We start from the raw sequence: 16,969 nt of genomic DNA, 5'->3' as shown, positions 1-16,969 counted from the left end.
ACCGACATAAACCAGTAGTTCCACAATTCCTTGAGCAACCACAACAGACACACATTCGGCATCTAGGCTGTGGCCACTCCCAACCCGCAGGCTGGGATGTGTTGCTCCTTAGAAAGGAGGTGATCCAGCCGCACCTTCCGGTACGGCTACCTTGTTACGACTTCGTCCCAATCGCCAGTCCCACCTTCGACCACTCCCTCCCCGAAGGGTTGGGCCATGGGCTTCGGGTGTTACCGACTTTCATGACGTGACGGGCGGTGTGTACAAGGCCCGGGAACGTATTCACCGCAGCGTTGCTGATCTGCGATTACTAGCGACTCCGACTTCACGCAGTCGAGTTGCAGACTGCGATCCGAACTGAGACCGGCTTTAAGGGATTCGCTCCACCTCACGGTATCGCAGCCCTCTGTACCAGCCATTGTAGCATGTGTGAAGCCCTGGACATAAGGGGCATGATGACTTGACGTCATCCCCACCTTCCTCCGAGTTGACCCCGGCAGTCTCCCACGAGTCCCCGGCCGAACCGCTGGCAACATAGGATAAGGGTTGCGCTCGTTGCGGGACTTAACCCAACATCTCACGACACGAGCTGACGACAGCCATGCACCACCTGTACACCAACCACAAGGGAAGCCCTATCTCTAGGGATGTCTGGCGCATGTCAAGCCCAGGTAAGGTTCTTCGCGTTGCATCGAATTAATCCACATGCTCCGCCGCTTGTGCGGGCCCCCGTCAATTCCTTTGAGTTTTAGCCTTGCGGCCGTACTCCCCAGGCGGGGCGCTTAATGCGTTAGCTACGGCACGGACAACGTGGATGTCGCCCACACCTAGCGCCCAACGTTTACAGCGTGGACTACCAGGGTATCTAATCCTGTTCGCTCCCCACGCTTTCGCTCCTCAGCGTCAGTATCGGCCCAGAGACCCGCCTTCGCCACCGGTGTTCCTCCTGATATCTGCGCATTTCACCGCTACACCAGGAATTCCAGTCTCCCCTACCGAACTCAAGTCTGCCCGTATCGACCGCAAGCTGAAGGTTAAGCCTCCAGTTTTCACGGCCGACGCGACAAACCGCCTACGAGCTCTTTACGCCCAATAATTCCGGACAACGCTCGCACCCTACGTATTACCGCGGCTGCTGGCACGTAGTTAGCCGGTGCTTCTTCTACAGGTACCGTCAGTCACCCTTCGTCCCTGTCGAAAGAGGTTTACAACCCGAAGGCCGTCATCCCTCACGCGGCGTCGCTGCATCAGGCTTGCGCCCATTGTGCAATATTCCCCACTGCTGCCTCCCGTAGGAGTCTGGGCCGTGTCTCAGTCCCAGTGTGGCCGGTCGCCCTCTCAGGCCGGCTACCCGTCGTCGCCTTGGTAGGCCATCACCCCACCAACAAGCTGATAGGCCGCGGGCTCATCCTGTACCGCCGGAGCTTTCCACCACACACCATGCGATGCGCAGTCCTATCCGGTATTAGACCCCGTTTCCAGGGCTTATCCCAAAGTACAGGGCAGATTGCCCACGTGTTACTCACCCGTTCGCCACTAATCCACCCCGAAGGGCTTCATCGTTCGACTTGCATGTGTTAAGCACGCCGCCAGCGTTCGTCCTGAGCCAGGATCAAACTCTCCAACAATGAATTTGATCTAGACTATTTCTAGCATTCTCAAAGGAAACCCCGACGAGGGGGTTTCATATAAGCTCTACTGGCTTAGTTCACTAGCACACTGTTGAGTTCTCAAGCAACACACTGAAGGTTTTTGGCCCTGGAACAGCCTACCCGACGTCGAACCACTCGGATTCAGTGGGGGTAACTACCGCTCCAGATTTTGGGACCACCCACTCTACCACACAAGGTGGGAGCTTGGTTCGTGTTCCCGGCGGCCGCCCGGTCTCCCTGGCGACGAAGAGAACATTACATGCCGCCGAACAGGCCCTGAAAAGGGGGGTCCCTTAACTGGATCTTGCCTGGTAGAAGGCGGTGAGCGCACGGTTGAGCGGTTCGGCGGGCCAGAGCGGGAGCGAGTGGTGCGTGGCCTCGGGCAGGGTCAGCACTTCGAGCTGAGCCGGGCCCAGCGCGGCGCGCGCGTTCGCCTCGACCCGACGCACGTCGTGCGCGCGGCTCTTCCCGGCGAGCACCAGCAGCACCGGCATCCGCGGCGCGGGTGACCGCGGCCTCCCGCCGGCGACCACCTTCGACGACGGGAACTCCGCGCCCAGCGACACCAGCTCCAGCCACCCCTGGTCGACGGGCGCCCCACCCAGTTCCCACTCCAGGAAGGCGCGCTCGCGCTTGGCCGACGGGCGCAGCAGCAACGGCAGCGCGCGCAGCAGGTAGCCGGGCCGGAACCCGGCGAAGCACTGCGTCGGGTCGAGCAGGGCCAGCTTCTCCACGCGCGCGGGCGCCCGCAGCGCGTACGCGAGCGCGAGCCAGCCGCCGTACGAATGCCCGCACACCCCGGCGCCGCTGAGGCGGAAGTGCCTGAACAGCGAGTCCAGCCAGTCGAGCAGGTCCCGTGGACGGCGGAACGGCCGTCCACTGTGGACGCTTCGGCCCGGGGCGCCGATCTGGTCCACCGCGTAGACCCGGTGCTCCCGGCTCAGCTCGGCGATGTTGGCCAGCCACACCGCCGAGGTCGCGCCCCCGCCGTGCAGCAGCACCAGCGGCGCGCCGTCGGGAGGACCGCACAACTGCACGCGGGTGGTACCGAACTCCGACTCCACGTCCACCGGCTTGACCTCGACCGGCCACCTGCCCAGAACCGCGTCGTACGCGGCGAGGAATTCCTCCACCTCGCCATCATGCCCGCGATCTCGAGCCCTGGTCAGGGCCCACTCGACGGAGACCTGTTTCACATCCTGCAACTTTGCAGGGTCTGCAAAATTCTTGCTACCTTGGACCCATGACCCAGCCCACCGGCCTGCGCGAGCGCAAGAAGCACGCCACGCACCGAACGCTGGCCGTGGCCGCGGTCCGGCTCGCCGCCGCGCACGGGCTGGACCACGTCACCGTCGAGGACATCGCGGGCGAAGCCGGGGTCTCGCCGCGGACCTTCTTCAACTACTTCGCGTCCAAGGAGGACGCGGTGCTGATGCCCTACCCGGACACCGAGGAGCGCACCCGCCGCTCGGTGGAGCGGTTCCTCGCCATGCCCGCCCACCTCTCCGCGCTGGAGGCGCTGGTCGAGGCGATCCGGCCGGACATCGAGCTGGTCGAGGCCGACCGCGAGGAGTGGCTGGCGCGGATGTCGGTGATCGAGGCCAACCCGTCGCTGGTCTCGCGGGTGATGGCGGCCCAGGCCGGTTCCAACCGGGCCCTGGTCGCCGCGATCGCCGAGCGCACCGGGCTGGACGCGGAGAAGGACCTCTTCCCCGGCCTGCTGTTCGGCGCGGTGGGGAACGCCATGCAGGTCTCGATCCGCCGGTGGCACGCGTTCGGCGGCGAGGAGCCGCTCACCGAGTTCATCGACCAGGCCTGCGCGGCGGTCGCCGCCGGGCTGCCGGATCCCGGCAAGCACTGAATTTCCCGTCCTCGCCTGAGGGGACGGCCGAAAGCACCGAAACCATAGGGGGTTTTGTGTCGGTAACCGCTGAGCCGGTGGAGTCGGACTCCATGGGCAGAAAGCAGGTCATGGAGGCGTTCTCCGGCCTGCTGATGGGCATGTTCGTCGCCATCCTGGCGTCGACCGTGGTGGCCAACGCGCTGCCGAAGATCGTTTCCGAACTCGGCGGCTCCCAGTCGTCGTACACCTGGGTGGTCACCACCGAGCTGCTCGCGATGACCGCGACCGTTCCGCTGTGGGGCAAGCTCGCCGACCTGTACAACAAGAAGCTGCTCGTCCAGCTCTCGCTCGCGCTTTTTGTGCTGGGCTCGCTGGTGGCCGGGTTCTCGCAGAGCATCGAGGTGCTGATCGCGAGCCGGATCGCGCAGGGCATCGGGGCCGGTGGCCTGACCGCGCTGGCGCCGATCATTCTCGCGCTCATCGTTTCGCCGCGTGAGCTGGGCAAGTACTCGGGCATCTTCGGCGCGGTCTTCGCCGTGGGCACGGTGGCCGGTCCGCTGATCGGCGGTGTGCTGGTGGACACCTCGTGGCTGGGCTGGCGCTGGTGCTTCTTCCTCGGCGTGCCGCTGGCGATCGCGGCGATCCTGCTGCTGCAGCGCACGCTGAACCTGCCGACGGTGCGCAAGGAAGTCAAGATCGACTACCTGGGCGCGGCGCTGATCATGTCCGGCGTTTCCGTGCTGCTGGTGTGGACCTCGCTGGCGGGCAACCAGTTCGACTGGTGGTCGGGCTGGACGGTGGCGATGGTCGGCGGTGGCCTGCTGATCCTGGCGGCCGCGGTGTTTGTCGAGTCGAAGGTGCCCGAGCCGATCGTGCCGCTGAGCCTGTTCCGCAACCGCACGGTGGCGCTGACCACGCTGGCCAGCTTCCTGGTGGGTATGGCGATGTTCGCCGGCACGGTGTTCCTGTCCCAGTACTTCCAGCTGTCGCTGGGCAAAACGCCGACCCAGGCCGGGCTGATGAGCCTGCCGCTGATCTTCGGCCTGCTCATCTCGTCGACCGTGTCCGGCCAGCTGATCAGCCGGACCGGCGTGTGGAAGTCGTACGTGCTCGGCGGCGGCGTGCTGATGGTGGCGGGCCTGCTGCTGCTCGGCACGATCGGCGCGGGTACCTCGGTGTTCCTGCTCAGCGTGTACATGCTGGTGCTCGGCGCCGGGATCGGCATGCTGATGCAGAACCTGGTGCTGGTGGCGCAGAACGACGTGCCGGCGCACGAACTCGGCACGGCCACCTCCACGCTGTCGTTCTTCCGCAGCCTCGGCGGCTCGATCGGGGTCAGCGCGCTGGGCGCGGTGCTGGCGAACCGGGTGACCACGCTCACCGCGGAGGGCCTCGGCCCGATGGCGGCGGGCGCGGGCTCCGGTGACGGCGGGCACGGCTCGGTGCCGGACCTGTCCACCCTGCCCGAGCCGATCGCGAACGTGATCCGCGAGGCGTACGGCGCGGCCACCAGCGAGATCTTCCTGATCGGCGCGCCGATCGCGGTGCTCGCGGTGCTGGTCACCGTGTTCATCAAGCAGATCCCGCTGAAGACCGAAAGCGGCGTGCAACGCCTCGCGGCTGAGGACGCGGCCGCGCATTAAGGTGCGGCTGTGACCGAACAGCTCAGCATCGAGACCCCGGCCGGATCCTTCGACGCGATCGCGGCCGGGCCGCCCGATGGCCGTCCGGTCCTGTTGCTGCACGGTTTCCCCGAGGCGGCGCTCTCCTGGGAGCACCAGGTGGGCGCGCTCGGGGCGGCCGGGTTCCGCGCGGTGGCGCCGGACCAGCGGGGCTACTCCCCCGGCGTCCGGCCGGAGCAGGCGAGCGAGTACTCGATCGACGAGCTGGTCGGCGACGTGCTGGCGATGGCGGGAGCGCTCGGCTGGCACCGGTTCGACCTGGTCGGGCACGACTGGGGCGCCGCCGTCGCGTGGTGGACCGCCGACGCCCACCCCGACCGCCTGCGCACGCTGAGCGCGGTGTCCACCCCGCACCCCGCCGCGCTGGCGGCGGCCATGAAGACCGACGAGGACCAGCACCTGCGCTCGGCGTACATGACCGAATGGCGGCAGACCAGGGTCACCGAGCGCCGGATGCTGGACAACAACGCCGAAGCGCTGCGCCGGATGTTCGAGTGGAAAGTGCCGCCGAGCCGCGTCGAGGAATACGTCCAGCGACTGTCCGAACCGGGTGCGCTGACCGCCGCGCTGAACTGGTACCGCGCGGGCCGTCCCGGCGGGAAGATCGGCAAGATCAGCGTGCCCACGCTCTACGTGTGGAGCACCGAGGACGTGGCTTTCGGCTCGACGGCCGCGCTGGACACGGAGAACTGGGTGAGCGCGGCCTACCGGTTCGAAATGTTCGAGGACGTTTCGCACTGGGTGCCCGAAGAGGCGCCGGAAGCGCTCGCCGCCGTCCTGCTTGAACACCTTTCGGCGCATTAGGCTCGCGCGTATGCGACTGATCGTGATGCGCCACGCGAAATCTGCCTGGCCCGACGGGATCGCGGACTTCGAACGGCCGCTCGCCGAGCGCGGGCTGCGGGACGCGCCCGCCGCCGGTCGCTGGATCCGGGAGAACGGGCCGGCGCCCGAGATGGTGGTGTGCTCCCCGGCGGTCCGGGCCCGCACCACCGCCGACCTGGTCACCACCGAACTCGCCGCCCAGCCGGACACGCGGCACGACGAACGCCTCTACGGCGAACCGGCCGAGACCGTGGTCGAGGTGCTCCGCGAACTGCCCGCCGTCGAAACGGTGCTGGTCGTCGGCCACAACCCGGTGCTCGAAGACCTGGTCGAGCTGCTCACCGGGATCACCGTGGAGATGAAGACCTCGACCGTCGCGGTGCTCACCGGCGACCGGCCGTGGGCCGAGGCCGGTCCCGGCTGGGCGGAGCTGGACACGATCACCACCCCGCGCGGGGTCAGCCCAGCGTGATCAGCACGATCGCGGCGACGGCACCGAGCAGTCCCGCGGTCTGCGTCCGGTTGACCCGCTCGCCGAGGAAAACCATCGCCAGCACCACCGGGATCGCCGGGTACAGCGCGGCCAGCACGGTCGCCATGGCGACGAGTTGCTGCTGCGTGGCGTACCAGTAGAGCAGCAGCGCGACGCTGCCGAGCACGCCCGCGGCACTGGCGAGCACCGCCGGTCGTGGCGGCATCGGCAGCGCCTGGCGCGCGCCGAGCAGCAGAGCCGCGATCACCACGACCGAGCTGATCCGGCTGGCCGCGATCGGCCACAATCCGGCGTCGGCCGGGACCTTTGCCATCGCCAGGAACTGCACGGCGAAGCCGACTCCGGCGATGACCGCGTCCAGAAAGCCCGGTGGGATCCGGCGTTCCGCCGGGCCGGTGCGCGAAACCAGCCACACCGCGACGAGCGCGCAGACGACGCCCGCACCGGCCGTCACCGAGAATCGTTCGCCGAGCAGGATCACCCCGGCGAGCACCGGGATGGCGACCGCGCCGAGGTCGCTGATCGGCACCACCACGCTCATCGCCCCACGGCCGATCGCGCGGTACAGGAACGCGACGCCGACGCCGGTGCCGATTCCGGAGAGCACGCCGTAACCGAGTCCGCCACCGCTTCCGCCCGCGAAGAACGCGACGGGAACGGCCACCGCGGTGCCGCCGAGCTGGGCGTGGAGCGAGACGGTCATGCCCGGCCGGGCCCGCGAGAGCAGGCCGTTCGCAAAATGCGTGATGCCGAAGCAGAGCGCGGAAGTCAGCGCGAGCAGCTCACCCATAACCGCGGCACTCCTCCCCCACCGGGCACCGCGCGCACACCTGCCGATCGCACAGGCGGCACAGCACGTACTCGGACCGGCGGTTCTCGACCAGTCCGGCGAGCAGCGCCTCCAACGCGGGCGCGAGCGCGTGCACCTGGTCGTCGGTCAGCGGTTCGAGCAACTCCAGAAGCACCCGGCCGCGTGCTTCGAGCAGCTTTTCCGCGCTCGCGCGACCGGTTCCGGTCAACGTCAGCCGGACGCCCCTGCCGCCAGGATGATGGCGCTCCACCAGCCCGGCCGCGATCAGCGTGTCGAGCATGCGGGCGGCGGCGGGCTGGCTGAGCCCGATGCGCGCGCCGAGTTCGGTGACCCCGATCCCCGGCTCGACCAGGAGCGTGGACAACGCGGCCGCGCCGCTCGCGCTCACCCCGGCGGCGCGGGCCGCTTCAGCGCTGACGCGTTCGGCCACCGCCAGCGCGCCGGCTCCGAGCAGATTCGCCACGCGTGATCTATTCATAACTCATGCATAGATCATGGTGAGCCGGCTCGCAACCGCGTTGACTTGAACCTTCGTTCAACTTCTAGCGTGGCGGTAGTTCGTCACAACGGAAGGAAATCCCATGTCGGAGCGCAAAACCGTACTGGTCACCGGGGCCACCGGGAACGTCGGCGGCGCCCTCGTGCCCCTGCTGCTCGCCGAGGGCGTGCGGGTCCGGGCGCTGGTGCGCAAGCCGGTGACCTCGCTGCCGGACGACGTCGAGCAGGTGGTAAGTGACCTGACCGACCCGGCGAGCATCGACGCGACCGGGGTCGACGCCGTTTTCCTGGTCTGGCCGAACTTCGACACCACGCTCGCGCCGGATGTGGTGTCGCGGCTGGGCAGGCGGGTGGTCTACCTGTCGGCGGAGGGCGTGCCGTTCCACGCCGAGGTGGAGCGGGCGATCGAGCGGGCCGTGCCCGAGTGGACCTTCCTGCGCCCGGCCGGATTCGCCACGAACACCCTGACCTGGCTGGACCAGATCCAGGCCGGTGACGTGGTGCGCTGGCCGTTCGCCGAGGCGAGGCGCTCGTTGATCCACGAGCACGACATCGCCGCGGTGGCCGCCCGCGCCCTGCTCGACGACGGGCACGCCGGGCAGAAGTACTACTTCACCGGGCCGGAGTCGATCACGCAGGCGGAGCAGGTACGGCAGATCGGCGAGGCGATCGGCCGCCCGCTGCGCTTCGAAGAACTCTCCGTCGACGCGGCGCGCGAGAAACTGCTGGCGCGGGGCTGGGACCCGGCCTTCGCCACCGGTGCGCTGGAGGCTTGGGGCGCCATGGTCACCGACCCCGAGCCGGTGAACCAGGAAGTGGAACGAATCACCGGAAAAGCTCCCCGGACCTTCCGCCAATGGGCGATCGACCGGGCAGACGCCTTCAAATAAACACGAGGTGGGCGCAGCAGGATTCGAACCTGCGACCGCTCGGGTGTAAACCGAGTGCTCTCCCGCTGAGCTATGCGCCCTGACGACGGCGGCACCCCGCACCGGAGGTGCCGCCGCCGGAAGCCTGTGTCAGGCCAGCTCCGCCACGGCCTTCTTCCACGCGCCCTGGTCTCGCGCCTCGCCGGGCTGGTTGACCTCGGCGAACCGCACCACACCCGCGCTGTCGATCAGGAAGGTGCCGCGGTTGGCCAGGCCGGCCGCTTCGTTGAACACGCCGTAGGTCTTGGCGACCTCACCGTGCGGCCAGAAGTCCGACAGCAGCGGGAACTGGTAGCCCTGCTGCTCGGCCCAGGCCTTGAGCGAGAACGGGGTGTCCACCGACACACCGATCACCTGCACGCCCTTGCCGTCGTACTCGGCGAACTCGTCCCGGAGCTGGCACAGTTCACCCTGGCAGATACCGCTGAACGCGAACGGGTAGAAAACCAGCAGCACCGGCTTCTCACCTTGGAACGACGACAGCGTGACCGCCTGCTTGTTGTAGTCGTTGAGCGTGAAGTCCGGGGCCTTCGAACCGACCTCGACCGCCATACCAGCTTCCTCTCCCACTGCTCGACAAATACTGGCACCTGCCGTCGCAACCCTATCGTGCGAACGGCCGGGCCAGCGGGGGTACCGCCGGTGTGCTCACTTGGACCGGGGCACCAGGCGGGTGCCCGACCAGCCGGGGCCGACGCTGATGTTGGAGGTCTGCGACAGGCCGACCGCCGGCACCACCTCGGCGACCTCGCTGGGTTCGACGTGGCCGGGCTGACCGGTCTTCGGCGTCAGTACCCAGATCACCCCGTCGTCGCTCAACGGCTGCCTGACCTCGATCAACGTGTCGCCGAGGTCACCGTCGTCCTCGCGCCACCACAGCAGCACCACATCGATGACCTCCTGGGCGTCCTCGTCGAGGATCTCCCCGCCGATCTGCTCCTCGATCGCCGCACGAAGGTCGTCGTCGACGTCCTCGTCCCAGCCGATCTCCTGGACCACCATGTCCGGCTTGATCCCAAGCCTCTCGGCGACGCTGTTCTGCCCAGCGTCTCCCGCGGCGACCACGACTCAACTCCTCCAGCTAGCTTCTCGTCCGGCCGGTTCCGGCCGCACGTCCGACATGAATGGGGTTAGCGAACACTGGCGAGGCTGTCCGCGCAACCGTCCACACCGGATCATCGCTCAACTCGTGCCCCAGCGTACGGCCCTCAAGCCCCCGCGCGAGGCCACCGTAGGGCGCCGCGCCCGCACGCGCTCGACCGGGCTGCCCTAGGGTGGGTAACAGTCGCGCGCGCGATACACCCGCAGGCCGGAGGCGCCGGGAACGGGTCCGCGGACGTTACCGCCCAGTAGCGGTGACGCGAGCAGCGCGAGCGACGACGATGGCACCAGCGGCGGAACCGACACGCGCCGGCCATGGACTAGGCAACAGCGGAAACAAGTACGGCGAGGAGAACCCTTGGCCCCCCCAAGCAATGAGGCCGGGCGCGGCAACGCTTCCGGACTCCAGGCCCCGGCGCGGGTCCGCGTCATTCGTGACGGTCTGGCCGCGCACCTGCCCGACATCGACCCGGAGGAGACCGCCGAATGGCTGGACTCCTTCGACGCGGCACTGGCCAGGGGCGGCCAGCAGCGTGCCCGGTACCTGATGCTCCGGGTGCTCGAGCGCGCTCGTGAGCGCAACATCGGCGTACCCCCGCTGACGGCCACGGACTACGTCAACACCATTCCCACCGAGAACGAGCCGTGGTTCCCCGGCGACGAGGAGCTCGAGCGGCGGTACCGGGCCTACATCCGGTGGAACGCGGCGATCATGGTGCACCGCGCGCAGCGGCCGGGGGTGAGCGTCGGCGGGCACATCTCCACCTACGCCTCCTCCGCGGCGCTCTACGAAGTGGGCTTCAACCACTTCTTCCGCGGCAAGGACCACTCCGGTGGTGGCGACCAGATCTACATCCAGGGCCACGCCTCACCGGGCGTCTACGCGCGCGCCTTTCTCGAGGGCAGGCTGACCGAGCAGCAGCTCGACGGCTTCCGGCAGGAGTACTCGCACGCCGGGGAGGGCGGCGGGCTGCCGTCGTACCCGCACCCGCGGCTGATGCAGGACTTCTGGGAGTACCCGACGGTGTCCATGGGCCTCGGCCCGATGAACGCGATCTACCAGGCCCGGTTCAACCGGTACCTGCGCGACCGCGGCATCAAGGACACCGGCGACCAGCACGTCTGGGCGTTCCTCGGTGACGGCGAGATGGACGAGCCGGAGTCGCGCGGACTGATCCACGTGGCCGCGGGCGAGGGGCTGGACAACCTGACCTTCGTGATCAACTGCAACCTGCAGCGGCTCGACGGGCCGGTCCGCGGGAACGGCAAGATCATCCAGGAGCTGGAGTCGTACTTCCGCGGCGCCGGCTGGAACGTGATCAAGGTCATCTGGGGCCGCGAGTGGGACTCGCTGCTGCACGGCGACCGCGACGGCGCGCTGATCAACCTGATGAACACCACGCCCGACGGTGACTTCCAGACCTACAAGGCCAACGACGGCGCGTTCGTCCGCGAGCACTTCTTCGGCCGCGACCCGCGGACGAAGGAGCTGGTCAAGGACCTCTCCGACGCCGACATCTGGAACCTCAAGCGCGGTGGCCACGACTACCGCAAGGTCTACGCGGCGTACAAGGCGGCGCTGGAGCACCACGGCCAGCCGACGGTGATCCTGGCGCACACCATCAAGGGCTACGGCCTCGGCCCGGCGTTCGAGGGCCGCAACGCCACGCACCAGATGAAGAAGCTCACCCTCGACGACCTCAAGCTCTTCCGTGACTCGCAGCGCATCCCGATCAGCGACGAGGAACTCGAGCGCGACCCGAAGCTGCCGCCGTACTACCACCCCGGCGAGGACTCGCCGGAGATCGAGTACCTGCTCAGCAGGCGGCGCACGCTCGGCGGCTTCCTGCCCGAGCGCCGCGGCGGCAAGGCGAAGGCGCTGGTGCTGCCCGGCGACAAGGTCTACGAGGGCATCCGCAGGGGTTCGGGCAAGCAGGAGGTGGCCACCACGATGGCCATCGTCCGGCTGATCCGCGAGCTGGCCAAGGACGGCGAGATCGGCAAGCGGATCGTGCCGATCATCCCGGACGAGGCCCGCACCTTCGGCCTGGACTCGATGTTCCCGACGGCCAAGATCTACAACCCGCACGGGCAGACCTACACCTCGGTCGACGCCAAGCTGATGCTGGCGTACAAGGAGTCCGAGCAGGGCCAGCTGCTGCACGAGGGCATCAACGAGGCGGGCTCGACGGCCTCGTTCACCGCGGTGGGCACCTCGTACGCCACGCACGGCGAGCCGATGATCCCGATCTACATCTTCTACTCGATGTTCGGGTTCCAGCGGACCGGCGACGGGTTGTACGCGGCGGCCGACCAGATGACCCGCGGCTTCGTGCTCGGCGCCACCGCCGGTCGCACCACGCTGACCGGTGAGGGCCTGCAGCACGCCGACGGGCACTCGCTGCTGCTCGCCTCGACGAACCCCGCCGTGGTCGCCTACGACCCGGCGTATTCGTTCGAGATCGCGCACATCGTCAAGGACGGGCTCCGCCGGATGTACGGCGAGACCGGTCCGGACGGCAACGGCGAGAACATCTTCTACTACATCACCATCTACAACGAGCCGTACCAGCAGCCCGCCGAGCCGGAGAACCTCGACGTCGACGGGCTGCTCAAGGGCCTGTACAAGTACGCCGACGCCCCGGCGGGCGACGGTCCGGAGGCGCAGATCCTGGTCTCCGGCGTGACCATGCCGGACGCGCTCAAGGCGCAGGGCATGCTCGCCGAGGAGTGGGGTGTCCGGGCCGCGGTCTGGTCGGCCACCTCGTGGACCGAGCTGCGCCGCGAGGCGGTGGAGGCGGACCGGGACAACCTGCTCTACCCGGCCGACTCACCGCGTGTGCCGTACGTCACGCAGGCGCTGCAGGACGCGGCCGGCCCGGTGGTCGCGGTGTCCGACTGGATGCGGTCGGTGCCGGACCTGATCCGCCCGTGGGTCCCCGGCGACATGCTGACCCTCGGCACCGACGGGTTCGGTTTCTCCGACACCCGGCCGGCGGCCCGCCGCCACTTCCTGGTGGACGCCGAGTCGATCGTGGTCGGCACGCTGACCGCGCTGGCCCGGCAGGGCAAGGTGGACAAGGCCAAGGCGGGCGAGGCGGCGCGCAAGTACCGCCTCGACGACGTGACCGCGGCCGGTCCGCAGACCTCGGACGCTGGGAACGCCTGAGCGAAGGTGCTACAAAGGGCCCCGGCAGACATCTGATGTCTGCCGGGGCCCGTTTGCTCGAAAGGGAGATGATCGCGTGACTGAGTGGTTGCCATCGGAAGTCCTTCGCGGGTATCGGCGGATCCAGGTTTCCGCTGGGCGTGCCGCGCCGAGGGCCTCGTACCGGACGTACTCGGGCCTTGGCGCGGTGCGGCCGGCGGGAAGCTGGGCCGTCGAGACCCCGAAGGACTTCCGATGGTGACCACTAAGCGCCGGTTGCCCCGGCCGGCCGAGCTGGCCGAGATCCTGCGCCCCAAGCCGTTCGTGCTGAACCCGACCGAGCGCAGGCTGGCGAACGCGCACACCATCGCCGATCTGCGCACCATCGCGCGCAAGCGGAGCCCGCGCGCGGTGTTCGACTACACCGACGGCGCGGCCGAGCTGGAGGACAGCCTGCTCCGCGCGCGGCAGGCGTTCCGGCGGGTGGAGTTCCAGCCGCGCGTGCTGCGCGATGTGTCCGAAGTGGACACTTCGAAGGAGATCCTCGGCAAGCGGTCGGCGATGCCGTTCGCCTTCGCGCCCACCGGGTTCACGCGGATGATGAACCACGAGGGCGAGCCGGCGGTGGCGCGCGTGGCCGAGCGGGCCGGTATCCCGTACGCGCTGTCGACCATGGGAACCACATCGATCGAGGCAGTCGCCGAGGCGGCGCCGAACGCGCGGAAGTGGTTCCAGCTCTACGTCTGGCGCGATCGCGAAGCGGGCAAGGACCTGGTGCAGCGCGCCGGGGAGTGCGGCTACGACACGCTGTTGCTGACCGTGGACGTGCCGGTCGGCGGGGCACGCATGCGCGACGTGCGCAACGGACTGACCATTCCGCCGGCGCTCACCCTGAAGACCTTCGCCGACGGCGCGATGCACCCGGCGTGGTGGTTCAACCTGCTCACCACCGAGCCGCTCACCTTCGCCTCGCTGACCTCGTGGAACGGCACCGTCGCGGAACTGCTGAACACGCTGTTCGACCCGGCGCTGAACTTCGACGACCTGAGCTGGCTGCGTGAGCTGTGGCCGGGGAAGCTGGTGGTCAAGGGCATCCAGAACCCGGCCGACGCGCGCGAGGTGATCAAGCTCGGCGCGGACGCGGTGATCGTGTCGAACCACGGCGGCCGCCAGCTCGACCGCGCGCCGACGCCGCTCGAACTGCTGCCGCAGGTGCTCCAGGCGGTCGAGGGCGACGGCGAGGTGTGGCTGGACGGCGGCATCCTCTCCGGCGCGGACATCATCGCCGCGATCGCGAACGGCGCCGATGCCTGCCTGGTCGGGCGCGCCTACCTGTACGGGCTGATGGCCGGCGGGGAACGCGGGGTGCAGCGGGCCTACGAGATCCTGCAGACGGAGATCGTGCGGACCATGCGCCTGCTCGGCGTGCGCTCGCTGGGCGAACTGACGAGCAGCCACGCCCACATCCGCTGACGCGGCGCCCGCCCCCCGCTGATCGCCGGTCCGTCCGGTGGAACGCGGGGCTTGACGCGGACGCGAAAAGGTGACCAGGATCTCGGGCCAGTTGGTGAAAGCCTGCTTTCACGATGCGGAATCACGCTGAATCCGTGGAAAGAGGTCCGAGGTGTTCGTCCAGGAACTCGCCCCGCTCGGCTCACTCGGCCTGTCCGCCCTCGTCGCGGCGCTCCCGCTGGCGACCGTGCTCGTGCTGCTCGGCGCGGTCCGGCTCAAAGCACACGCGGCGGGCCTGATCGGGCTCGCGGTCGCCGCGCTCGTCGCGATCATCGTGTTCGGCATGCCGGTCGGCCAGACCATCTCCGGCGCCGTGCAGGGTGCCGCGTTCGGCCTCTTCCCGATCATGTGGATCGTGGTCAACGCGCTGTGGATCTACCGGCTCACCGTGCGCACCGGCCACTTCGACGTGCTGCGCCGCTCGTTCGGCCGGATCTCCGACGACCCCCGCATCCAGGCGCTGATCATCGCCTTCTGCTTCGGCGGGCTGATGGAGGCGCTCGCCGGGTTCGGCGCGCCGGTGGCGATCTCCACGGTGATGCTGGTGGCGCTCGGCTTCGCCCCGGTGAAGGCGGCCATCGTGGCGCTGGTGGCGAACACCGCCCCGGTCGCGTTCGGCGCGATGGGTACCCCGGTGGTCACCCTCGCGCAGGTCACCGGCCTGCCACTGGAGAGCGTGTCGTCCATCGTCGGGCGCCAGACCCCGCTGCTCGCGGTGGTGGTGCCGCTGCTGCTGGTGCTGATCGTGGACGGCAGGCGCGGCCTTCGTGAGACCTGGATCCCGGCGCTGACCTGCGGCGTGGCGTTCGGGTTGGTGCAGTTCCTCGCCTCCAACTACGTCTCGGCGCAGCTGGCCGACATCGGTGCCGCGCTCGCCGGGGTGGCCGCGGTGATGCTGGTGCCCTCGGCGCGCAAGCCCGCGCGGGCCGAGGTGAAGGCGTCCGTGCTCACCGGCTCGGCCACCGAATCCTTCGACGGCCGCGACGAACGCGCCGACGTGGTCAAGGCGTACGCGCCCTACCTGCTGATCATCCTGATCTTCTCGATCGGGCAGCTGCCGCCGGTGAAGAAGCTGCTCGACTCGGCCACCTGGAAGTTCGACTGGCCCTTCCTGGACGTGGCCGCGGCGAACGGCAAACCGGTCTCCGGCAACACCTTCAGCCTGCCGCTGCTGAACACCGGCGGCACGCTGGTGCTGCTCGCCGGGATCATCACCGCGGTGGTGCTCAAGATCAAGTGGCGCGACACCGCCCGCGAATGGGGCGCGACCGCGCACGAACTGCGGTTCGCCATCCTGACCGTGACCAGCGTGCTCGCGCTGGCGTACGTGATGAACCTGTCCGGGCAGACCACCACGATCGGCAGCCTGATCGCCGGGGCGGGCGGCGCGCTGGCCTTCCTCTCCCCCATTCTCGGCTGGTTCGGCGTGGCCGTCACCGGTTCGGACACCTCGGCGAACGCGTTGTTCGGCGCCCTGCAGGTGACCGCGGCGAACCAGGCGGGCTTCTCCCCCGACCTGCTGGCCGCGGCGAACAGCTCCGGTGGCGTGCTGGGCAAGATGATCTCGCCGCAGAACCTGACCATCGCCTGCGCGGCGGCGCAGATGAACGGTCAGGAGGGCAACCTGCTGCGGAAGGTGCTGCCGTGGAGCATCGGACTGTTGCTGGTGATGTGCCTGATCGTGGCCGGGCAGGCGAGCTTCCTCAGCTGGATGCTGCCGTGACCCGGTCGGCGAGCACCTGCTCGGCGGTCCGGTTCCAGTTCCACCAGCCGTGCACCACGAGCACCGCGAAGACCAGGTAGACCGCGGCCGAGAACCACAGCCCCGACGCGATCTGCAGCGGGACGCCGATCGCGTCGACGAGCAGCCAGACCAGCCAGAACTCGACCAGGCCGAGCCCCTGCGCGGCGAAGGCGACCAGGGTGCCGATGAAGATGGCGGCGTCCGGCCACGGCGCCCACGAGGCGTCGAGCAGGTCGAGCACCACCGCCATCACGGTGGTACCGGCGGCGAACGCGCCGAGCAGCGCGAACCGCTCGACCGTGCTTCCCCTGCGCACCACCACGCCGTAGACCGGGTCGCGGCGCCGGGTCCAGGCCCACCAGCCGTAGACGGAGATCGCCAGGATCGCCACCTGCCTGCCGGCCAGCCCGCCGAGGTGCGCGGACAGGTAGACGGTGAACAGCAGCACGGTCGCCCCCACCTGCACCGGCCAGGTCCAGAGCGTGCGGCGTTGCGCGAGGAACACCACCGCGAGCGCGCACAGCTGACCGACCAGTTCGGCGATGGAGACCCACTGGCCGAAAACGGTCAGCCCGTGGTTCAGCAAGAAGTCCACCCCGTGCTCCTTCCGTCACCGCCCCCAACATGCTCCTTCCGCCGGGCATTCCCCAGTGAACTGTGAGCGGTCAGACACACCCCGGTGAACACGGATGTGGCTCTCGAGAGACGCTGGATCTCTCGAGAGCCACATC

The 16,969-nt window shown here is 68.6% G+C and carries 14 protein-coding genes, 1 tRNA gene and 1 rRNA gene; 8 read left to right on the top strand and 8 right to left on the bottom strand.

Annotated elements, in window-relative coordinates:
* Positions 1-112: 112 nt before the first annotated feature.
* Positions 113-1,628 (bottom strand): 16S ribosomal RNA (locus YIM_RS12025).
* Between the two features lie 317 nt (positions 1,629-1,945).
* Entirely contained in the window at positions 1,946-2,785 is an 840-nt protein-coding gene (locus tag YIM_RS12020; RefSeq protein WP_153030432.1) for an alpha/beta fold hydrolase, read from the bottom strand.
* Positions 2,786-2,895: 110 nt separating this feature from the next.
* On the opposite strand from YIM_RS12020, the gene YIM_RS12015 reads away from it, so the two are divergent.
* The 4 genes from YIM_RS12015 to YIM_RS12000 all read left to right on the top strand — a co-directional run bounded on the left by YIM_RS12015 (position 2,896) and on the right by YIM_RS12000 (position 6,474).
* Positions 2,896-3,513 (top strand): TetR family transcriptional regulator, encoded by a 618-nt coding sequence (locus YIM_RS12015; protein ID WP_153030431.1) that lies wholly within the window; start codon positions 2,896-2,898, stop codon positions 3,511-3,513.
* A 92-nt stretch (positions 3,514-3,605) separates the two neighbouring features.
* A complete protein-coding gene (locus YIM_RS12010; RefSeq protein ID WP_153030430.1) occupies positions 3,606-5,138 on the top strand; it encodes an MDR family MFS transporter in 1,533 nt (510 codons plus the stop codon).
* 9 nt (positions 5,139-5,147) lie between these two features.
* On the top strand, positions 5,148-5,981 hold the full coding sequence (locus tag YIM_RS12005) for an alpha/beta fold hydrolase (protein ID WP_153030429.1): 834 nt from the start codon (positions 5,148-5,150) through the stop codon (positions 5,979-5,981).
* A 10-nt stretch (positions 5,982-5,991) separates the two neighbouring features.
* Positions 5,992-6,474 carry a histidine phosphatase family protein gene (locus YIM_RS12000; protein ID WP_194240126.1) on the top strand — a complete coding sequence of 161 codons (483 nt, stop codon included), beginning with the start codon at positions 5,992-5,994 and terminating at the stop codon, positions 6,472-6,474.
* Here YIM_RS12000 and YIM_RS11995 read toward each other — a convergent pair.
* Together YIM_RS11995 and YIM_RS11990 are read right to left on the bottom strand one after the other, a co-directional pair.
* Positions 6,461-7,285, bottom strand: coding sequence for an EamA family transporter (locus YIM_RS11995; RefSeq protein WP_153030428.1), 825 nt, complete (start codon positions 7,283-7,285; stop codon positions 6,461-6,463). The two genes, YIM_RS12000 and YIM_RS11995, sit on opposite strands and share 14 nt — an antisense overlap.
* Positions 7,278-7,769: a MarR family transcriptional regulator gene (locus tag YIM_RS11990; protein ID WP_228004685.1), complete on the bottom strand. Its 492-nt coding sequence runs from the start codon at positions 7,767-7,769 to the stop codon at positions 7,278-7,280. The genes YIM_RS11995 and YIM_RS11990 overlap by 8 nt, the downstream gene beginning before the upstream one ends.
* Before the next feature lie 118 nt (positions 7,770-7,887).
* Here YIM_RS11990 and YIM_RS11985 point away from each other — a divergent pair, with 118 nt between their 5' ends.
* Positions 7,888-8,694: an NmrA family NAD(P)-binding protein gene (locus YIM_RS11985; RefSeq protein WP_153030426.1), complete on the top strand. Its 807-nt coding sequence runs from the start codon at positions 7,888-7,890 to the stop codon at positions 8,692-8,694.
* Between the two features lie 8 nt (positions 8,695-8,702).
* Here the strand turns inward: YIM_RS11985 and YIM_RS11980 are convergent.
* The 3 genes from YIM_RS11980 to YIM_RS11970 all read right to left on the bottom strand — a co-directional run bounded on the left by YIM_RS11980 (position 8,703) and on the right by YIM_RS11970 (position 9,798).
* Positions 8,703-8,774, bottom strand: a tRNA-Val gene (locus tag YIM_RS11980).
* Between the two features lie 49 nt (positions 8,775-8,823).
* On the bottom strand, positions 8,824-9,285 hold the full coding sequence (locus YIM_RS11975) for a peroxiredoxin (RefSeq protein WP_153030425.1): 462 nt from the start codon (positions 9,283-9,285) through the stop codon (positions 8,824-8,826).
* 96 nt (positions 9,286-9,381) lie between these two features.
* Positions 9,382-9,798, bottom strand: a complete 417-nt coding sequence (locus YIM_RS11970; protein WP_113693422.1) for a DUF3052 domain-containing protein — start codon at positions 9,796-9,798, stop codon at positions 9,382-9,384.
* A gap of 394 nt (positions 9,799-10,192) precedes the next feature.
* On the opposite strand from YIM_RS11970, the gene aceE reads away from it, so the two are divergent.
* From aceE to YIM_RS11955, 3 genes are all read left to right on the top strand, one after another.
* A complete protein-coding gene (gene aceE / locus YIM_RS11965) occupies positions 10,193-13,003 on the top strand; it encodes a pyruvate dehydrogenase (acetyl-transferring), homodimeric type (RefSeq protein ID WP_153030424.1) in 2,811 nt (936 codons plus the stop codon).
* Between the two features lie 234 nt (positions 13,004-13,237).
* Complete coding sequence (locus tag YIM_RS11960) at positions 13,238-14,455, top strand: alpha-hydroxy acid oxidase (protein WP_153030423.1); 1,218 nt, start codon at positions 13,238-13,240, stop codon at positions 14,453-14,455.
* A 151-nt stretch (positions 14,456-14,606) separates the two neighbouring features.
* Positions 14,607-16,217 (top strand): L-lactate permease, encoded by a 1,611-nt coding sequence (locus YIM_RS11955; RefSeq protein ID WP_153030422.1) that lies wholly within the window; start codon positions 14,607-14,609, stop codon positions 16,215-16,217.
* Here the strand turns inward: YIM_RS11955 and YIM_RS11950 are convergent.
* Complete coding sequence (locus YIM_RS11950; RefSeq protein WP_153030421.1) at positions 16,198-16,833, bottom strand: nicotinamide mononucleotide transporter family protein; 636 nt, start codon at positions 16,831-16,833, stop codon at positions 16,198-16,200. The two genes, YIM_RS11955 and YIM_RS11950, sit on opposite strands and share 20 nt — an antisense overlap.
* Between the last annotated feature and the right edge of the window lie 136 nt (positions 16,834-16,969).

This window comes from Amycolatopsis sp. YIM 10, from assembly GCF_009429145.1.
In the GTDB taxonomy this organism is placed as follows: Bacteria; Actinomycetota; Actinomycetes; order Mycobacteriales; family Pseudonocardiaceae; genus Amycolatopsis.
This window is presented reverse-complemented; position numbering and strand designations above follow the sequence as displayed.